At 54.2% G+C, this 18,201-nt stretch carries 29 protein-coding genes; all 29 read left to right on the forward strand.

Annotated elements, in window-relative coordinates; all coding sequences use genetic code 11:
• The first annotated feature begins 44 nt into the window (after positions 1-44).
• The 29 genes from KNO70_RS09705 to KNO70_RS09845 all read left to right on the forward strand — a co-directional run bounded on the left by KNO70_RS09705 (position 45) and on the right by KNO70_RS09845 (position 18,180).
• Positions 45-524, forward strand: coding sequence for a hypothetical protein (locus tag KNO70_RS09705; RefSeq protein ID WP_214812320.1), 480 nt, complete (start codon positions 45-47; stop codon positions 522-524).
• A complete protein-coding gene (locus KNO70_RS16320) occupies positions 491-814 on the forward strand; it encodes a 3D domain-containing protein (protein WP_214737438.1) in 324 nt (107 codons plus the stop codon). Before KNO70_RS09705 ends, KNO70_RS16320 begins: the two co-directional genes overlap by 34 nt.
• A 14-nt stretch (positions 815-828) precedes the next feature.
• Positions 829-1,005 (forward strand): hypothetical protein, encoded by a 177-nt coding sequence (locus KNO70_RS09715; protein ID WP_214737437.1) that lies wholly within the window; start codon positions 829-831, stop codon positions 1,003-1,005.
• Complete coding sequence (locus KNO70_RS09720) at positions 1,002-1,607, forward strand: hypothetical protein (protein WP_214812322.1); 606 nt, start codon at positions 1,002-1,004, stop codon at positions 1,605-1,607. The genes KNO70_RS09715 and KNO70_RS09720 overlap by 4 nt, the downstream gene beginning before the upstream one ends.
• A gap of 3 nt (positions 1,608-1,610) precedes the next feature.
• Positions 1,611-2,000 (forward strand): hypothetical protein, encoded by a 390-nt coding sequence (locus KNO70_RS09725; RefSeq protein WP_214737435.1) that lies wholly within the window; start codon positions 1,611-1,613, stop codon positions 1,998-2,000.
• Positions 1,993-2,247: a hypothetical protein gene (locus KNO70_RS09730; RefSeq protein ID WP_214737434.1), complete on the forward strand. Its 255-nt coding sequence runs from the start codon at positions 1,993-1,995 to the stop codon at positions 2,245-2,247. The genes KNO70_RS09725 and KNO70_RS09730 overlap by 8 nt, the downstream gene beginning before the upstream one ends.
• 1 nt (position 2,248) lies before the next feature.
• Entirely contained in the window at positions 2,249-2,590 is a 342-nt protein-coding gene (locus tag KNO70_RS09735) for a hypothetical protein (protein ID WP_214812324.1), read from the forward strand.
• The gene (locus KNO70_RS09740; RefSeq protein ID WP_214812326.1) at positions 2,577-2,777 is read left to right on the forward strand and encodes a hypothetical protein; all 201 of its coding nucleotides are present in this window, start codon (positions 2,577-2,579) and stop codon (positions 2,775-2,777) included. The genes KNO70_RS09735 and KNO70_RS09740 overlap by 14 nt, the downstream gene beginning before the upstream one ends.
• 13 nt (positions 2,778-2,790) lie before the next feature.
• Entirely contained in the window at positions 2,791-3,084 is a 294-nt protein-coding gene (locus KNO70_RS09745; protein WP_214812328.1) for a hypothetical protein, read from the forward strand.
• Between the two features lie 15 nt (positions 3,085-3,099).
• Complete coding sequence (locus KNO70_RS09750; RefSeq protein WP_214812330.1) at positions 3,100-3,582, forward strand: DUF7446 family protein; 483 nt, start codon at positions 3,100-3,102, stop codon at positions 3,580-3,582.
• A complete protein-coding gene (locus KNO70_RS16130; protein ID WP_251030089.1) occupies positions 3,582-4,007 on the forward strand; it encodes a hypothetical protein in 426 nt (141 codons plus the stop codon). Before KNO70_RS09750 ends, KNO70_RS16130 begins: the two co-directional genes overlap by 1 nt.
• A gap of 18 nt (positions 4,008-4,025) precedes the next feature.
• Positions 4,026-4,478: a hypothetical protein gene (locus KNO70_RS09760; protein WP_214812332.1), complete on the forward strand. Its 453-nt coding sequence runs from the start codon at positions 4,026-4,028 to the stop codon at positions 4,476-4,478.
• A 193-nt stretch (positions 4,479-4,671) separates the two neighbouring features.
• Positions 4,672-5,061 carry a sigma-70 RNA polymerase sigma factor region 4 domain-containing protein gene (locus KNO70_RS09765; RefSeq protein WP_214812334.1) on the forward strand — a complete coding sequence of 130 codons (390 nt, stop codon included), beginning with the start codon at positions 4,672-4,674 and terminating at the stop codon, positions 5,059-5,061.
• A gap of 188 nt (positions 5,062-5,249) precedes the next feature.
• Complete coding sequence (locus KNO70_RS09770) at positions 5,250-5,963, forward strand: hypothetical protein (RefSeq protein WP_214812336.1); 714 nt, start codon at positions 5,250-5,252, stop codon at positions 5,961-5,963.
• Between the two features lie 572 nt (positions 5,964-6,535).
• A complete protein-coding gene (locus tag KNO70_RS09775) occupies positions 6,536-7,753 on the forward strand; it encodes a phage terminase large subunit family protein (protein WP_251030090.1) in 1,218 nt (405 codons plus the stop codon).
• A 17-nt stretch (positions 7,754-7,770) separates the two neighbouring features.
• Positions 7,771-9,354, forward strand: a complete 1,584-nt coding sequence (locus KNO70_RS09780) for a phage portal protein (RefSeq protein WP_214812340.1) — start codon at positions 7,771-7,773, stop codon at positions 9,352-9,354.
• A 25-nt stretch (positions 9,355-9,379) separates the two neighbouring features.
• Positions 9,380-11,308 (forward strand): phage minor head protein, encoded by a 1,929-nt coding sequence (locus KNO70_RS09785; protein ID WP_214812347.1) that lies wholly within the window; start codon positions 9,380-9,382, stop codon positions 11,306-11,308.
• Position 11,309: 1 nt separating this feature from the next.
• Complete coding sequence (locus KNO70_RS09790; RefSeq protein WP_214812349.1) at positions 11,310-11,492, forward strand: hypothetical protein; 183 nt, start codon at positions 11,310-11,312, stop codon at positions 11,490-11,492.
• 170 nt (positions 11,493-11,662) lie between these two features.
• Positions 11,663-12,424, forward strand: a complete 762-nt coding sequence (locus KNO70_RS09795; protein ID WP_214812356.1) for a phage scaffolding protein — start codon at positions 11,663-11,665, stop codon at positions 12,422-12,424.
• A gap of 12 nt (positions 12,425-12,436) precedes the next feature.
• A complete protein-coding gene (locus KNO70_RS09800; RefSeq protein WP_012726085.1) occupies positions 12,437-12,832 on the forward strand; it encodes a hypothetical protein in 396 nt (131 codons plus the stop codon).
• Between the two features lie 47 nt (positions 12,833-12,879).
• Complete coding sequence (locus tag KNO70_RS09805) at positions 12,880-13,890, forward strand: major capsid protein (RefSeq protein ID WP_214812358.1); 1,011 nt, start codon at positions 12,880-12,882, stop codon at positions 13,888-13,890.
• A 51-nt stretch (positions 13,891-13,941) separates the two neighbouring features.
• Entirely contained in the window at positions 13,942-14,265 is a 324-nt protein-coding gene (locus tag KNO70_RS09810) for a DUF7210 family protein (RefSeq protein ID WP_012726087.1), read from the forward strand.
• A 12-nt stretch (positions 14,266-14,277) separates the two neighbouring features.
• On the forward strand, positions 14,278-14,655 hold the full coding sequence (locus KNO70_RS09815; protein WP_214737421.1) for a hypothetical protein: 378 nt from the start codon (positions 14,278-14,280) through the stop codon (positions 14,653-14,655).
• 62 nt (positions 14,656-14,717) lie between these two features.
• Complete coding sequence (locus KNO70_RS09820; protein WP_251030091.1) at positions 14,718-15,149, forward strand: HK97 gp10 family phage protein; 432 nt, start codon at positions 14,718-14,720, stop codon at positions 15,147-15,149.
• A 15-nt stretch (positions 15,150-15,164) separates the two neighbouring features.
• Positions 15,165-15,653: a hypothetical protein gene (locus KNO70_RS09825; protein ID WP_214812365.1), complete on the forward strand. Its 489-nt coding sequence runs from the start codon at positions 15,165-15,167 to the stop codon at positions 15,651-15,653.
• Positions 15,637-15,846 carry a YqzN/YkzM domain-containing protein gene (locus KNO70_RS09830; protein ID WP_214737416.1) on the forward strand — a complete coding sequence of 70 codons (210 nt, stop codon included), beginning with the start codon at positions 15,637-15,639 and terminating at the stop codon, positions 15,844-15,846. Before KNO70_RS09825 ends, KNO70_RS09830 begins: the two co-directional genes overlap by 17 nt.
• Positions 15,846-17,237: a phage tail protein gene (locus KNO70_RS09835; RefSeq protein ID WP_214812367.1), complete on the forward strand. Its 1,392-nt coding sequence runs from the start codon at positions 15,846-15,848 to the stop codon at positions 17,235-17,237. Before KNO70_RS09830 ends, KNO70_RS09835 begins: the two co-directional genes overlap by 1 nt.
• 21 nt (positions 17,238-17,258) lie before the next feature.
• Complete coding sequence (locus tag KNO70_RS09840; protein ID WP_214737412.1) at positions 17,259-17,666, forward strand: phage tail tube protein; 408 nt, start codon at positions 17,259-17,261, stop codon at positions 17,664-17,666.
• Positions 17,667-17,727: 61 nt separating this feature from the next.
• Positions 17,728-18,180 carry a phage tail assembly chaperone gene (locus tag KNO70_RS09845; protein ID WP_214737410.1) on the forward strand — a complete coding sequence of 151 codons (453 nt, stop codon included), beginning with the start codon at positions 17,728-17,730 and terminating at the stop codon, positions 18,178-18,180.
• Positions 18,181-18,201 lie beyond the last annotated feature (21 nt).

Genomic DNA, 18,201 nt, shown 5'->3' on the forward strand with positions numbered 1-18,201 from the left:
ACGGGTCGCATTGATTGCCATTTTACTCATAGGAGGATGTATATATGGGCAAAAAGCAACAGAGCAAGCGACGCCGGAACCCACACAACCAGAGACCACAACACGATTGGATGAAGGCGGTACGTCGGCAGGCGAAGTATCAGTCGCTCTACGACAAGGAGTATGCCGAAACATTACAGGAAGCGAGGGCGCCGCGAAGGGTCATGAAAGAGAACCGCAGTCAGCAAGCAGAGATCGATCGTCTACATACGACACTGATCGAACTGAACGAGGAGAACCGAGAGCATATAACCGAAAAGATGGTCCTGCGACTAGAGATCTCGCAGATGGAAATACGGAACGGGAATCTGAAGCAACAGCTGGAGGTGCAACACTGGAAGATGCTACAGCTGGAGGACCAACTGAAGAAAGCGAAATTCCGCAAGAACATCGACAAAGTGAAGGGACCACTGATCGGGTGGGCACTCGGGACAGCGGGGGTGCTGACGGGGTGGTTCTTGATCCAGCTGGGTCATTCACTATAACCGCATACACAGCGGGCTATGAATCTACACAGAAACAACCAGGCGAACCGGGATACGGAATCACGGCGACCGGGACTTATGTTCAGGAGGGGCGCACGATTGCCGCCGACTGGAACGTCCTACCGCCGGGCACCGTGGTCCGAATCGAAGGGCTACCAGGGAACTACGTCGTCGAAGATCGCGGGGGTGCCGTAAACGGACAGCATATCGATTTATATGTGGCTGACCTAGACCGTGCGCAAGCGTGGGGTCGACAGACGCGTCACGTCACTATCGTCACTGTCCAATGAGGAGGCAAACCATGATGAACGCACGACGCCAGGAAGAAAAGTACGACGAGTTGCTTCGCTGTAAGAGTTGCTGGGTGCTGCACGAGGAAGCGGAAACGTTTCAGACACTCCTTCAGGTGAAGGGCATCCAGTTCAAGACCTGCACGGAGCACGACTATCTAACCAAATTCACAAGGGAGGCTTTCAAATGAACGAAAAACAATTCGACGTCACCATCCAGAAAAGCGGGCAGGCTTTCCAGCTGTCCCTTCCTGGGCACACCATCGATGAGGCATACACCCATGCTGTGGATCTGGCCACAGGAAAGACGAACATCACACAGCCCGACCAGATTCTCGACTTCGGGACCGCACCGTACGACTTCATCAAAGTCACAGAGAAGACAATCGAACCACAAGTCGCGCCGCCCGCCCCCCAGGTGGGGGAAGCGAACGGCACCGTCCTCTTTCCCTTCATTCAGAACATCGAATACCTGGGTCAGAAGATGGAGATCAAAGGGGTCCGCACCATCCACAAGGATGTTGGGTACGTCGTTTTATACGAAGCGGCCGGTTCCCCGATTCAGACCGTGTTCTCTCGCAAGTCGCAGGACGAATTGACGTACTACGTCGGTGAATCGTTCGGCTACTCGAACCACGTGTCCCTCGTTCCGGAAGGCGACCTGTCCGACGTGAACGATGCCATCGAATACATCGAAGACTACGTCGCGGAAGTCATCGAGATCGAGAAGAAAAAACGCGAAGACCGCAACAAGACGGCGACCGCATACGTCGGCTTCACGAAAGGAGAATGATGGATGGGATTTCTTTTCGAGAGCCAGGAGCAGTTGAATGAATCGCTCGCCATCTGGCAAAAAGAGTTACGACTTCAGGACTGGGAAATCGAGGCGGCGGTCAAGCCGTCGTACAAGATGTTCACGGTAGGCTCGCAAGCATCCATCGAGTGGTCGTTAAACGAAAAGACGGCCATGATCCACTTGCTCGACCCGGAGGAATACCCGGCTGGTCTTGTCCGGGAGCAGGACCACGAGGTCAGCCTGGTGCATGAACTGATCCACCTGCACTATGCACCGTTCGAGGACACGGCGAACCAATCGCTCGAGCATTCGATGATGGAACTAAGCATCGACGTACTAAGTAACACGCTGGTCCGGCTTCGTCGTCAGGGGGTGGCCGTTCATGAGTAAGTACGGCGCCCAGAGCGCGTTCGACACGCTGTCCATCGCATACGTCGATGAAGTCAGGAAGTACGTCGGTAGTCAGGACATGACCAAAGCCGAACGAGATCACGCCATCTTCATGGCGGCCGACGTAGTAAAGCAGTTACGCAAGGAGCATGATCGCCACCTCGAAAACATGCGCGGGATGACAATCGACCATAATACCCGCAAAGCGATGAAAAACGACATCACTACGTCGGTTCGAGGTGAATGATATGGAGACACGCAGCACGTTCGAATATGTGAGGGACCACGAAATCACGAAGACGTTCATCCAGGACACGAAAAAGATGCTACATGGTTTCGTTATCGAGCGCATGCCAGAACCACATTCGATTTCGATGTCCAATCCTCTCCGTGTCAATATGCGGCTTCATTACAGAGCAGGAATCAAGGCGAACAAGGGACTGAAGACATGGCTCGAAGTAAACGGCTGGAAGGTCGGGCGTCGGGAGACAACGGACGAGGATGGGAGGACATGCTACATCTTCGAGGCATACCGGGCCATCCACATCCCGATTGATAAAAAGGAGGAACCGACGTATGGCGGACAATAACCCGAAGTACACGCCCATCGAGTGGGAGATGATGGCCGACCAGCAGATCGAGACGACACTGGCCATCATAAAAATTCAAGCCGCGAATGCGAAACTGATGAAAGCGAAGTTCGAGGCATTGAAAGCGGAAGGCTTCACGGAACAACAGGCGCTCGAAATCGTCAAGACGCGCCCACTTATGGAATAGGAGGCGCCGACGTATGAACCACAAACAACTGAACAACTACTTGAAACTTACGAACTCGGCGATTATACACCAGGACGAACTGGCAGCGCTTCGCGAGGGGATGACAATCGAACAAAAGCGACGCCTGATTCGTTATGCGATTAGCCACATCGAGGCGGAAATCAAATACCTGAAGGAGCGCCGGAACAAAACGGCAGACCCTGGTGTGAAATCGTTCATCGAGGACAAAATCACGGAACTAGAAAGCGAACTGCTGGAGTGTGAAGAACTGAAAAAATCGCATGAAAATAAAAGCGGATTAAGGTAAGGAGGAGCGGAAAGCATGGGAAATTTAAAAATTGAAGATTTGAGAATCATCAATACAGAGGTATTAAATAAAGTCGTTCTTGCACGGATATTGAAGGACGGGTCTCTCAGCATGAATCTTAAAGAAGTAACTGACGAAGTGCTGGCAGCGACACTGACCCATATCCACATGCTTCAAAAACGTGGCGAGGCTTTCGGTGTGTCATTCCCCACACATGACGGCGACTTGCTCTTGACGGTCGTGCCTCTGGAGAAGCGGGACGTCGTAAAGATTGCCGCAGGAAAATATGAATTGTCTGAAGAGGATGACCCGGAAGACCGCCAGATCAAGCATGATCTAAACCGTGCGTATGAAGTGGTATCGGATCAGCTGGAAGACATTAAGAGCCGGGAACTAGAGAAATCGCACCTCGATAACTTTATCGATTACCTCGTCGATCAGATGAACGGGGACCGTGTAGCACTCGAAGAAGCATTCATGGAGGATGGTGAAGCGTAATGAGGAAGCGACGTAGATTACTTTCAAGACACGATATTCGTCACATCTACTGGCTGGCAAAGAACGCGGCCAAACAATTGTTGCTGGGGAATGTCGGGGAAGCGAAAGAGGCAATTTATTTCATACGCGTGCATTTGAAATACGATTCGGAAATTAAAAAAGACGTCTTCGGCATGAGAGTATATCGCATGAATGAATGCGATTGTGTTTGTGCCAAATCTGAAGAAGAAGCAAAGGATTTTTATATGGATGCGGTCGGTTTTACAAGTGAAGAGGTCGAGAGCGATTTCCTCGGTGAGGTCAGTTTACAAGAAGGCGTGTATGACCTGAACGATGAAGGGGGACTAGACTGGATTACATTCGAAGAACTGGTGACGCGAAACAGGATTGCAAACCCCTACATCATCAGTTCGACAGACTATTAATCAAAGGGAGCGGTTCACATGGGATTCACACGAGACCTGATCTACCGGATCAAGACGACGATTGCATCGTGGTTCGGCATTCAACAAACAGAAGCAGCGGCTACGTCGTTCGCCGAGGTAGAAGAGAAGACGAAAGAACTGAAGGTGCGAATGGATCTACTCGCCGATCAAGAATGGTGTATCGATGCGCTGACTCACGACTACATGATGGCGGCCGAGCGCCTGCGCCAGACGGAGGTCGCCTATAACGTGGCCAGGGCGACGGTCGCAAAACGGAAACTCGAGAAGCGTCTTGTAAAAGAGCAGGCAGACGTGACGCGTCTCCGGTACGAACTTCGAAAGTTGACGGACAAGACGAAAGTCGACATTCAGGAGGCGAACGACTTGGCTTCCTGGCTGGAGAATGTGCAATTCGGGAAGCGAGGCCCGAGGCGCTGGGTTCGAAAAGCCTCCAGCTGGTTAAACCGTTAATATATAAAATTCGTTTTTTTAGAGGGGGGTCTACTTAAAAGATTCCAGTAGAAAGTAATTTAAAAAATAACCCCCCTAAAGAAATGAAAGACTTATATATTATTATTAATAACTATAAAACTAATTATATTTATTATTATTATATATAGTATTTACTATTTAATTATTAGTATTACTAATAGGAGGTTTGCTCTTGGGGCAACGGATTGAGGGCTTTATCACGAAGAAGGCAATCCTTCACTGGCTGGAGAATTATAGCAGTTTGCGAGCGGGCGACCGGCCCGTCGAAGAAGTGATCGGGAGCGGTGGCGGACCGAAGTCTCCGGATGGCATCACGAACAGCACGCTGAACCAGATCATGCTCGACCAGGCAATCGAGAACCTGCCACCGTTGACACGTGCGATCTGTAAGGCACGCTGGGTGTATCAGTTCCCGAGACGGAAGACGATGAAGACGCTGATGATTTCCGAGGGCGTCTATAACCAGCATCGTCGTGCAGCTGTAGACTTGATTTATCGGGACTTGAACGGCGAGATGGTCAATTATAGTAATCTGCTGGACAAGATTTCCGGAAAGACTTGACAAAACCTACTCACAAACCTATCATTATTGGTAGAGTGATATTTCTATGTAAACATAGAAACGGTTTTATATAACACACATAATTTTAGGGTCAGGAAAAATGCGCTTATCGCCATTTCCTGGCCCTTTTTGGCGGAATAATGCCCATGATATAGCGAAATTCGCCGCACGAAGGGAGGGAATGCGACATGACGGAAGAGAACAAACTAAAGCCGGATGACTTGCCGGAGGGATTCGATCCATACGACATCAACCTGAAGAAACAGCTGCACGAACGGGCCGATGCGAAGAACCTGGTCGGGATTCGAGGCAAGTCGGTCGTCCTTCTGTGTGGCGCGAAGAAGAAAAAGAATCGAGGCGACGGCGTCTGCCGATCGATCGCCGGGACCGGGACGCAACATCCGGGATTCGGACGCTGTAAGTTCTGCGGTGGGAACAACACTGGCCCTCGCAGTCCAGAGGCGAAAGCGCGCGTCTCGCAGAACGCTCGTAAACATGGCTTCTACTCGAAGGTCTTGACCGCAGAGGAGCGTGACACATACGAAGAACTTCTCGTGGACCGGAAAGTCGGTCTCGAAGACGAGATATTCCTGCTGAAGGCGAAGATTCTGTCTTACCTCGGCGAATATAACCGCAGACGTCTCGCTGGCCGAAAGGCGACGCTCGAATACGTGAAGGAAGGCGAATCCATCAACTACTTCCACGCTGGGACAATCGAGGACCCTGTCTTGACTCGGGCGCTCGAGACGCTTCGCCGGATGGTTGACAGCTTCGCGAAACTCACGGGTCAGGATTCAGGTAACTTGATCGATGACATCAACAAGGAACTGCGCCAGGCATCGCAGAAAGAGGCGAATACGTCCTGGGAGACTCCAGCGCAGGACCGTGGAGCGGTTCAATAGTGACGCTTTTCATCATGCGTTTACTGTGGTTCATGCTAATTAAATTTTTTTCATGCGTATGGGTTTCTAATTTCAATAAACGAAATATGAATTGACGTACGTCGAGAGGGGGAAATCGGATGGATGCTACAGCTGAAAAAATCATATATCGCGAAGACGTCGATCCGATCAGCGGGGCACCGACGATCACCGCAGTCCCCCAGTTCGTCAAGAACGCGCTCGACGGCGTCCCGTACAACACGATCCAGTCGCTCGATGAACTCTTCAAGCGGGAGAAACTGCGCGAGATGTGGCGCATCCTGCGAAAGAATGACGCCTTCGATTACCAGCTGGAGGTCTGTGACGCGATTATCCGCAGCTGTTTGCTCGGTCTCGGCTGGCAGTTCGTCATCATGCAGACCCGGCAGAGCGGAAAGAACGAAGAGTCATCCTTCATCGAGCAGTACCTGCTTCTCTACGGCTGGTACTACAACGTGCGCATATCGGGCGTCAAGTTCGCGCCGGTACACAAGCCACAGGTTCAGGCATCGATGGACCGACTCGAAGGGGCCGACACGCCGGACAGTGGTGGGATGGCTGGTTCCATCCTCACGAAGCACGCATTCCGCAAGTCGGACGGCTACAAGTTCCATATGGGCACGCCCCGTGACTCGAACAAGTGGGCCTTCCTCTCGATCAACCCGAGTGCGAACGTCGCGTCGCAGACGGCGTTCACGTTACTCGAGGGAGACGAGGCGCAGGACATCGACACGAACAAGTGGGAGCGAGACGCGCAGCCGATGGGGTCGTTCAATAACGCGACCACCGTATTCTGGGGCGTCGCCTGGACGAAGGAAAGCCATATCTACAAAGCGATGAACCAATCGCTCGAGATGGAAAAACGGCTGGAGAAGGAACTGGGGTACCGCCCGAAACTCGTCTTCAAGATTGACGCCCATCGCGTCATCGCCTCGGGGAACGACAATTACCGGAAGGCTTTCGAGAACCAGGTGGCGCGTCTCGGTGTGAATCACATCGCCATTCAGACGCAATACTTGCTGAACTTCGTCGACAGCATCGGTCGCTTCTTCGACGCCGAGCAGGTCGCACGGATCTACGCGACTTCCGAGACGACGCGAATCGGGCCAAAGAGTGACGAGGTCTATGTATTCGCCATCGACGTGGCCGGACAGGAAGAGGACGTCACCACCCTGAACGACGAGACAATCGGGAAGGAAAAGCGAGACAGTACGTCGATGCACATCGGACGGCTGGACCGAGACGGGACGATCATGCCCGTCTGCTGGTATCACTGGACAGGCGAAGCCCATTCAAAGGTACGCGACCAAATCACGGCGATCATCAAACATTGGAACACGATCGGCGGGACATGCGATGCGACCGGAATCGGGGAACCCCTCGCCCACTACCTGAAGGAGACCTTCCCGAACCAGGAAGTCGAGGCGTACAAGTTCAAGGCGCAGGGCGATGAAAACAAATCGAAACTCGGCTATCTCGCTTATAGCTACGTCGCGAACGACCGAATCAAGATTCCCCGACAGCCTACAGCTGACAAGGAGCAATCCGAACTGTGGCTGGAACTGAAGTGGCAGATCGAGAACCTGGTCCGTGTCGCGAAGAAGCAACAGACCATCAACTTCCACGTACCACAGAACGCGAAGCCACGATTCGCCGGCCATGTCCCGCATGACGATATGGTCATCAGCCTCTTCTTGCTGATGCGGGCGGCGTGGATCATCAAGAACCCAGAAGGTCGCAGAGCGGAAGCCTTCGACCGGGACGGCGTATAACGAGAGGAGGCAGACACATGGCAGTAATGAACAAGATTCCCCCTACCCTCGCAGAACTAGGGGCGACGAATGCGGCCAGTTGGGTGGCAGAGCATAACGACTGGCTGGGGAAGGTCGTCGAACAGCATAATCTCTTCATCAAGGAATATGAGGTCGACAAATACCAGGCGGCATACGACGGGTTCCTTCAGTCCATCGATGAACGCGACAAGAGCCGGGGCGACGACATCAACCACAAGCTACAGACCAGCCTCGCCCCGATCATCATCGACTCGGTCGTCGACTACATGATGGGCAAACCGATCACGTGGACCGTTGAAGCGGACCCGAAAGCAGAGGACGCCCCGAAAGAATTGGTCGAGGCGTTCCGAAACGACATCCTCCAGCTATTACGCTCGGGGGATGCACAGCGTGTCCTGGCCGAGCAACTTCGCCAGGGGTCCATCGCGTACTATAGCGGCGTGATCTGCTGGATTGACGAAGCTGGAGACATCGATTTCGAGGAGTTCCCTGTACAGGAGATGGTCCCGGTGTACGATACCCGTGGCAAACTTCGGATGGTGCTTCGCATCTTCGCGGTCGAGGCGGACGATGGCAGCGGTGAAATCACGAAGGTCGAGATGTACGATTCGAAGTACGTCACCTACCTGGTCAGCCAATCGGCTGGTGGGTTCGAACTCGACGCAGAGGAGCAAGAGACGGGCAACCCGGTCGAGCACTACGCAGGGCGCATCCCGGTCAGCTTCTTCACGAACGGGACCCCTGCGAAGTACGCGGACCGCAAGAAGCGGCTCGGCACCTCGGACCTTGCTACCGTCTTCTCGCTGATCGAGGAGCTAGCGGGCACGGTATCGGACAAGGCGAACACCGTCGACCGATTGCTGGACCAGTTCCTAGTCTTCACGAACGTCACGACGACAGAAGACGAAGTTGTCAAGATGCGGAAGGCGCGGGCCATCGTCCTGAAGAGCAAAGAATCCAGCGCCCAGTTCCTCGCACCGTCACAAGAGGACACGGCGGTCGAGAACCATATGGACCGCATCGAGGAACTGACCCACCAGATCAGTGGCACGCCGAAGATTAACGACCTATCCGGGGCGACGGCCACAGAAATCAAGATGAAATACGCACCTCTGGACATCAAGGCAGGCAAGAAGGACCTCTACTTCTCGCAAGCGATTCGAAGCTTCATCCTGAACCTGACGGACCTCTTGAATGCGAAGCGGATCAAGGAGAAAAGCGAATCAGCCGACGTATATGGCATCTTGACGGGAGAAGCGACTTCGAGCGTCCCCCTTTACCGGGCGGAATGGCTACAGTTCACGATCCAGCGGAACCTACCGCAGAACTTCGCAGAGATTGCCCAGATTGTCGCCCAGTTGGTCGGCATCGTCCCGGATTCATACCTGTACGAATTGCTCTGGTTCATCGATGACCCAGTGGCAGCACTCGCAGAGATGAAGAAACAGAAGGACGCCGATAGCAAACGCCAGGCGAATGCCAGCATGAGTGCGATGGGCTACGGTGAAGAGTTCGGGAGCACGGGCGCCGACGATTCGGATGACGAGGAAGAGACAGCTGGAGGACCGGGCGCAGAATAAAGGGATCAGATAGGAGGGTTGAATCATGGCAAAGACACCGCCACCACGCAAGATAGACGAGAAAGTCCTGGCACGTATGCAGAAGGACCTCGACGGGTTCATCGTCAAACACCAGGAAATCCTAGACAAGCGGGCGGTGAAGTACGCAAACGAGATTCAGCCCTTCTGGGACGACGTGGCCATCCGTATCGAGAACGAGATTCGGGCCATCTACAGCCAGGTTCAAGATGCGAACGGCGTACCGATCATGAAGCAACCGGTCGAGAAAGCGAAGTTCCGGAACATGCAACGTCAGATGGAACGCCTCCAGAAGCTTCAGGATTTCCTCGTGGAGCGAATGGGGGCACCGGAGCAAGACGAAAAGATGAAGCGGAACCTCGCCTACAGCTTTGCCGAAGGATATTACTATCACGGATACGCGATCGAACAATCGGCGAAAGTCGCCATGACCCTTCCCGTCCTGACACAGGGCGTGGTGATGGGCGTGCTTGCGAACCCCTGGCTTCCTGACGGGGCGACGTATAGCGACCGATTGCGTGCGAACACGGTCTACCTGGCTGGGAAGATGCGGGAAGCGGTTCAGGAGGGTGTAGGAAAGGGCTGGGGAATCAACCGGCTCGCTCGTCGCATCAAGGACATCGCTGGCGAGGGATTTTATAACTCGGTTCGACTGGCCCGTACCGAAATGACCCGAGCGGCGGCGCAAGGGGCGAACCACACCTACATGCAGAACGCCGACATCATGGACGGGAAGCGATGGAACGCCGTCCTGGATGCTCGGACCGCCCCGAAAGACGCGCAGAACGACGGCAAGGTGTTCGCACTCGATTACGACACGCCTGAAAAGAAAGGCGAACCGGGTCGACGTATCCCGAACCACCCGAACTGCCGGTGCAAGTGGTCCCCGGTCCTCTCGGCTTTGGGTATTTCGACACGCGAGCGGATTGCACGTGGAGAGGGCGACACGAAATCGAAATTCGGGGAACGGACTTACACCCCGGCTCGGGATTACGAGACGTATGCCAAAGAGCGCGGGCTTCCTGATCTGAATGATGCTGTACGAAACGAAGACCCACGCCGATATTTACGGCGAGGGGAAACGTTAGCCGACGTACCGAAAAACTTCTTCGACCCGTTCGCGGTCGCGAGCGGTGCGGTAGTCGGAACGGCCGTTACTATTCAGGAGGCGGCGCAGATCGCCATCATCGACAACGCCTTCACGCCAGCGAAGACCGTCAAGGAGGCCAATGCCTGGGCGGAACAGAATCTGACCGTGAAACAAGTCGATTACAAGGGATTCGATGTAGAACTGGCGAATGAAGTGAACAAACAGCTGTACGCCCTCCAGCAGTTATATCCGGAAGTCCAGGACGTGAACTTCGTCGGGACCGCCCAGCGGCGGAATACCCTGCTATACGAGAAGCAGGTCCGGGACTTCGAAGAGAGAAACAAGGAACTGCTGGCCGACATGCCCCTTCAGCTGAAGGAGAGCCTTATCAAGAAGTACGTCAAAAAGAAAAAAGTGTCGGGCAACACCTACGCCCAGGCTACGAACAAGACGTGGGGAGAACTCGCTGGGATTTCATTTAACGAAAAGTGGGCAAAGGATTATAATGGATTCAAAGAATCGCTAAAGAGCGACGTAGCGAGCGGGTTCCATCCTATCGGAGCCGATAACCCAGCTTCCGTACTGATCCACGAGTTCGGTCACAGCATCGATTACTTCCTCGACAAAATCGGATTACGAGACAAGTACCTCGGTCCTGTGGTCAAGGAGGCGCTAGCAGACGAGAAGCTTGCTGAAGAATTAAGCCGATACGCGACGAAGAACGATCGCGAAGTCGTGGCCGAGGCATTCGCCGAATACCGACTGAACCCGAACCCCCGCAAGTGGGCAAGGAAGGTCGGGGAGGCCATCGAGAACGCACTAGAAGAATACCGAGAGGGGCGATGACATGATAGGACGACAACCGAATTTCTTGAACAGCCCCTATTTCGTAGGGGAACCAGGCAACTGGCACCTGAAACCCGGAGCACCCGCCGACGTCGTTCAGGAGTTCAATGACTTCATGACGGACGACGAATCAGGGGACCTGGAAGACACACCAACAATCGACGAGAAAGAGCTGCTAAACTAGCGGCTCTTTTTTTGTTGCACGCCCTACCATACCAGGGGCTTCTAATACCTGGAATGGCTTGAACGGACCCCTCGCACCGTAACGCGAGGCACATTCCGGCGACCCTGCCGCCATAGAATACGCAGGGCAGCACAGCCGCAGGGCTTTAAGCTGCAAAAGGAGACGCGACGATGAACAAACACATCAAACGGCTACAGACGAAACTTCAGGCAGGCAAAATCACAGCAGACGAGTATATGGAGCAGTTGGCCGAGTTGCTGGAAGACGAACTGGTCACGAAAGAAGAGCACGACGACGCGAAAGATTTCGAAGTCGAAGATCCGAACGACAAACCAATCTATTCACAATCGGATTTCGACCGTTCGATCGTCGCGAAGGCTCGCCAGATGGTCAAGAAGGCACTTACTTCGAAAGGCGTGGATCTCGAAAAGGTCGACAAAAAAGACCTACTCGATCACTTCGCTGAAATGGCTCTTCAGGGCCAGAAGAAAGGGAATCTCTCGGTCGATGAACAGGAACTGGCCGCGCTTCAGGTGAAAGCGAAGTCCGCGGACGTCCTTCAGCCGAAAATCCAACAGCTTACGATCGAGAACGCTGTGCTGAAAGCCGCCGGGAAATACAACCCGGTCAACCCGAAGCAAGTCGTACGGGCGCTAGATGACTATTCGGACCTACTCGAATACGACGAGGACGACGTACTCGTAGGGAAGTCAGTCGAGACGGCGCTGGCGAAGTTAGCCAAAGCGGAGCCGAACCTTTTCCAATCTGCCGAGGACAATGCCACGCCACCACCAGGGGACGACAACCCCCCAGCTGGAGGATTGAAGGGCAAAGCGCCAGGAGGCAGTACACCGCCACCAGGAGGCAAGAAGAAAGACGACGACCTGAAGGCGCAAGCATTAGAGATGCTAGGCATCAAAAAAGACCAATAAGGAGGCTTTACCATGTCAAACAACGACGTAACAATCCGCCGCAAGTCGGCAGAAGCCGCACGTGAGATTAAATCGAGCGCGCACTATCAATACGTGAACACCGGGATTACGCTCGACGGTTCGAAGTTCGCAAAAGGTGAACTCGTCTTAGAAGGCACGTGCCTCGTCAAAGACAAAGTGACCGGGCTTTACGAGAAATACCAGGACGCAGCGGGCGCATTCCCAGCTGGGAAAACGAACCCGGTCATCCTCGACGAATCGATTAAGTTCGAACTCGACGATGCGGGGAACAACCCGAACGTGACGGCCGGCCAGGTGCTCGTCCACGGCTCGGTCCACACCGGCATGTTGATCGGTGCAACAGACGCTTTCAAGGCAGAACTTCGCGGCTACATCCGTTTCGTCTAAGAGACGGACCGTAGACCGACACACATTCCATAAGGGGGCTTTACGCTATGTCAGGATTAGCACAATACAGCGACTTTTTCAAAAACCCAGTATTAACCGAAGCAATCAAGGAAGTACCTGTGAACCCGTCGTATATCGGGGAGCGGTTCCTTCCGGCCGTCGACACGTACGACATCGACTTCAACGAGACGGTGATCGAGCGTCAGGCGGACATGGCCAACATCGTCGACTCTGGCGCCGAGTTGCCACTTACTGACCGTGATCCACTTCGTACGGTTTCTGGTTCGATCACGGACATCGGGCAGTCGTACATCGTCACGAAGAAAGAAATCGCGGGTTTGCTCGACAAGGGCAACCAGGCGAAACGTACGCTCGTCGAAAAGCAATTGCTCGGCAAGGTGGCCACGGTCAAAAAGAACATCGATGCTCGAATCGAGTGGATGCGCTGGCAGGCACTCGGTAACGGGGTCTTCGCTTACGACAAGGACGGCATCAAGTTAGGCGTCGACTTTGGCGTCCCAGCAGAGAACAAGGTCACGGCGGCGACACGCTGGAACGATGCGAACGCGACGATCCTCATCGACTACGAAAAATGGGTTCAGGACTACGTCGACTTGAACGGCCGCACGCCTGACGTCTTCGTCACGTCCATCAAGGCCGTCCGTACCGTCATGAACGATGCGACTGTACGAAAGGCGATCACGGGATCAGCAGACCGTTTGATTACGCTCGCGGAATTAAACGACTTCTTGCGCGGACGTCAGCTTCCGGCATTCGAGGCGTTCGATACGTCGGTCGTCTACCGTGACGTGAACAACGGCGGAGTACGTGCCTCACAGCGCTTGCTTCATGAAAACAAGGGTATCTTCTTGGTCGGCGGTGGCGAAATCGGCGAACAGTTGATGGGTCCAACGGTCGAGAACGACATGAACCCTGGTATCTTCGCCCGTACGTTCACACAAGAACGTCCGAAGCGCGAGATCGTGGAAGTCGTCGCGGCGTCATTCCCGAAAATCTTGATGCCGGAACTTATCAAACAAGCGACAATTCTCGCATAATCCAGGGGGCGTTCTGCCCCCTATTTTAATTTCCGAAGGGAGAACCAAACGATGAAACTTAAACTAATCGAGCAAGTTACCTTTAACGGCGCCCACGTCGAGGCAGGGGCAGAAATCGAACTTTCAGAAATCAGCGGACAGGCATTGATTGCGGAAGGCAAGGCGGAAGCTTTGGAACCGGAAGCACCGAAAACGCCGGACGATCCTCCAGCTGGGGAGAAAGCGGCACTCGACAAGAAGTACACGAGCAAGATTCCGGAATTGAAAGAGCATGCGAAGGCAGCGGACGTCGAGTTCAAGCATGACGCGACGAAAGCCGAAATCATCGACGCAATCATCGAAGCTGGGAAGGCGGCCGACGTACTCGGCATGTAAGGGGGCATCACGATGCTATTACCGGAGAACGAACTTGCAATCTACGTTCCGGAGTCTGCACGGATGACAGAGGAAAACCGTCTGAAATTCTTGCAACGCGCGAACGCCTATGCGCTCGGCATTATCGGCGGTATACCGACGTATACAATCGAGAAGCCGGACGGACCGGTCAAGACGGCAGTCGGAATGGCGTTTGAAATCCTCACAGAGGGTCAGGACGCCCAGACGAACCCGGTGAACGGAAACGTCACAGAGGCGGCGCCGACCGGATGGTATGTCCGCAGGGCAGAGCGGGCACTGGACGTCGTCGACAAGATGCTGGAGCCTTATGCCGATGAATTCCGACGCGGTAATAGCGCCGTGAACGAAAACGGCATGCAGTTCTTCTGATGGCGAAAAACCGCCACATCACGATCTCGGGGCTGGAGGACTGGCAAAAGGGTCTGGCCAACATGGGGGGACCTGCCTGGCTAAAAACCCAGGACCGCATCCTTCGTACCGCAGGATTGCGAATGCAGGAGTATCTGGACGATCTGACGCCTGCCCAGTCGGGTCGACTGAAGCAATCAATGTCCTCCGGGAATCCGGACAACGTGTTCGAACTGAAAGTCGGGCCGAACGCGTACGTCGTCACCGGGACGGCGGTCGAATATGCCCAGCACGTAAACGATGGCTTCCAGCAACAAAAAGGGCGCTTCGTTCCCGGCGAATGGCGTAACGGGGTCTTTCATTACATCCCCGGCCATAACGGTGGCATGGTGCTCACGGGAGCGGTCATCCCAGGTGCTCGAATGTTCGATAAAGCGATGGACTACATCGAATCGGACATGGCGGACATCATGGACTTCGAATTCAGACGGATGTACAGAGAACTATTCGGATAGAGGGGAGGCTTCACGATGGGTTACAAGCAAGAACTCGACGCGCTCGGGCGGTGGGTCTACCAGACGGCGGGACTCACGTCCTACCGATTGGATAGTTCACCCCCACAACTGGCGCGACCCGTCATCCTGTGGGAGTCTCCTAACAGCGTGAAAGGTCAGAACCTCGGGAACTACGCGTACCTGAAGCGACGGTCCCAGTTTGGGAAACTTTACGTGAACAGCGTCGACCAGTTGGCCGAGGTCATGGACAAGCTGGAGCAACGCCTGGCTGACCTGCACGATTACTTGATCGTCTACGAAAGTGACCAGGCAGACGCCCTTCCAATCGGGAGGATGATTCGGGTACAGTTCGAGGTCGGTACGTCGACGACGCTCGATATACCAATCACGGTACGCTACGACGTCATCCAGGAACGGGAACGACCAATCGAACCACCGCCGGCCACAACCGTCACCACGGCCAGCGAATACGGAGGAGGAACCACAGATGACAACTCGATCTAAAGAGAAGCAGAGGACCGTCACCGACTACCATCGGGACGAACTAATCGCGGCGGCTCGAGACGTATTCGGAGTGGAACCTGAAATCGTCGCGGGAGCACTCCACGACAAAACCAGGGCAACGAAGCAGGAAACCGAGCAAGCGATTCAAGACTTCTTGACGAAGTCGAAAGAAGAGAAAGGGGCGAATGATTAATGAGTGGATCATATCAATTCGGACAGTCAAAAGATTTGTCGGGTGTATACTCGGAAATCGCAACAGCGATCGACGCGGTGGCTTCTGGCGCACGCGGCATCGTCACTTACCCGTTCACGGCGGCCTGGGGTCCGGTGAACGAACTGCAAGACGTATACAACCAGGCAGACTTCGCCAGCGTCTACGCGGCAAAAGAAGAGGGCTTTACGGCAAAGAAAGTGCATGACCTTGCGTTTCCCGGCTTGCCTTCTTTGGTACTCGGCTACCGACTGGCTTCGGCAACGGCAGCGGCGGCCACAATCGTCCTCACGGACGGCTGGGAACTTGAAACGAAGTACCCGACCGAATTACCGTTCGTCGCAAAAGTGACCGACGCTTTGACCGGTGGCAAGGCTATCGAAGTCACATTGAACGGTGCCCAGGTTATGAAGGTGTCCGGTACGACTCCTGACGCCCTCGCTACGGCCATCAATGCTTCGGACTACCTACGGGTCAAGACGAAGGGCGCGGCGTTACCAGAGAACGTAGCAGGTGTATCAGCAACCGGAGGAAACAACGGGGAAAACGTGACGGCTCTGGAGTACGCCGCCTACCGTGAAGTCATCGAGGCAGATGGTCGAGCCAAAGCGATCGCGCTCGACAGCTATGCAGACCCGGCAGAAGTCGCCGCAACGGTCGCCTGGTTGAAACGCGTCCGTGAGGAAGGGCTATACATCAGCTTCGTGAACGGCGGACCCCTTGCATGGGACGCGGACCTCGATGCGGCGAACACGGTGTCGAAGGATTACAACTATCGAGCGATCGTGAACGTCGGAAACGGTGTCGATGGCTATGCGGCTGGAGACATGGCCATCTTTATCGCGGCTCGTGTGGCATCGGTCGCTTTGAACCGTCAATTGACGGACGAAGTCGTCCCGTTCCGACAGGTCAACAAGAAATTGACCCAGTCGAAACGCATCACGGCGAAGCGAGCGGGTACGTTGATCTTCGTACAGAAGGGCGACGTCGTCGAAATCGACGAGGCGGTCAACACGTTCACGGTCGTCACGGACCCCGAGAAGCAACGTAGCGAGTTCGGGAAGATTCGTGTATCCAACACAATCGACCAGGTGCTCACAGATACGGAAGCCTTCGGGGAGCAATACAAGAAGAACCGAAGCAACACAGAAAACGCCCGTGAAACGTACGCGGCGCTTATCGAACAGGATTACTTCGGTAGCCTAATCGGGCAGGACGTTCTCCAGCCAGGAGCGACGTACCGACCGGATGCGGATTACCACGGCACCGACGCCGCATACAAGGCGAAAGCCGACGAAGCGTTCTTCACGGCCGCCTTTAAGGTCGTCGATGGCATGGAGAAGGTCTATCAGAAGATGAACGTCAGCTTCTAATCATGAAAGGGGGAACACCGAATGTCTGAACCAATTAACGGCCTATTCGGGAAGTTGTTTGATGAAGCTGGGGAACAGGTCCAGCTTACGCAGGAATTCGAATCAAATTTGGAGTACGAGAAGGAAAGCTATACCGTACCTGGCAAGTTCTTAAAATCGCACAAGGTACTGAACGGGGAAGGCTCGGGGTCGTTCACGATCTTGAAAGCCGACAGCCGTCTCCAGCGTAAAATCGCGGAAAACCCGTTCGCGAAATACAACTACATCGGACGCTTGAAAGAGCCTGGTCCGGGTGGAGAAGAGGCAATCCTTTACACGGGTGTCAGCTTCGACGGGACGGCACTCTTGACGTACAACGTGGAGGAAATGGTAGAAGCGGACTTCGACTTCACATTCGATGATTACCGTTATATCAGTTCTATGGCATAAGGGACGCTTCGGCGTCCTTCTCTTATTACTATCACACATAACCTGGAAGGGGTTTTCATTCATGGCAAACAAATCACAATTCGTATCTTTAGAGGACGTACTCGGTAAAAACGCGGAGGAACTTACGGCGGTGACGCTCGGCGAGATCGACGCGAAGAAACTCGGCGGAAAGCTTCCAGTCGCATCGTTCGACAACAAAGAATTCTCGCAGATCAAGAAAGACTGCACCACATACGTCAAGTCGGGCAAGAATGGGCGCATGCTTCCTGAAATCGATGAAGACAAGTTGATGATCGAAGTCATCGTCGCGGCCGTCCATAACGATACACGAAGCGACTTCACATTCCGTAACCCGCAATTACTTGAAAAGCTAGGCGTCATTTCGGCGGCTGAAGCGGCGGGCATCCTACTTTCTCCGGGTGAAATCCAACGCGGTGCGATGGAAGTTCAGGAGATCAGCGGATTCAACACGGGTGCTGAAGAGGAGCGCGCTGAAGAAGTAAAAAACTCCTAACCTCGAACGGGGAGGCCCAGC

The organism is Exiguobacterium sp. s181 (genome assembly GCF_018617125.1).
Classification (GTDB): Bacteria; Bacillota; Bacilli; order Exiguobacteriales; family Exiguobacteriaceae; genus Exiguobacterium; species Exiguobacterium profundum.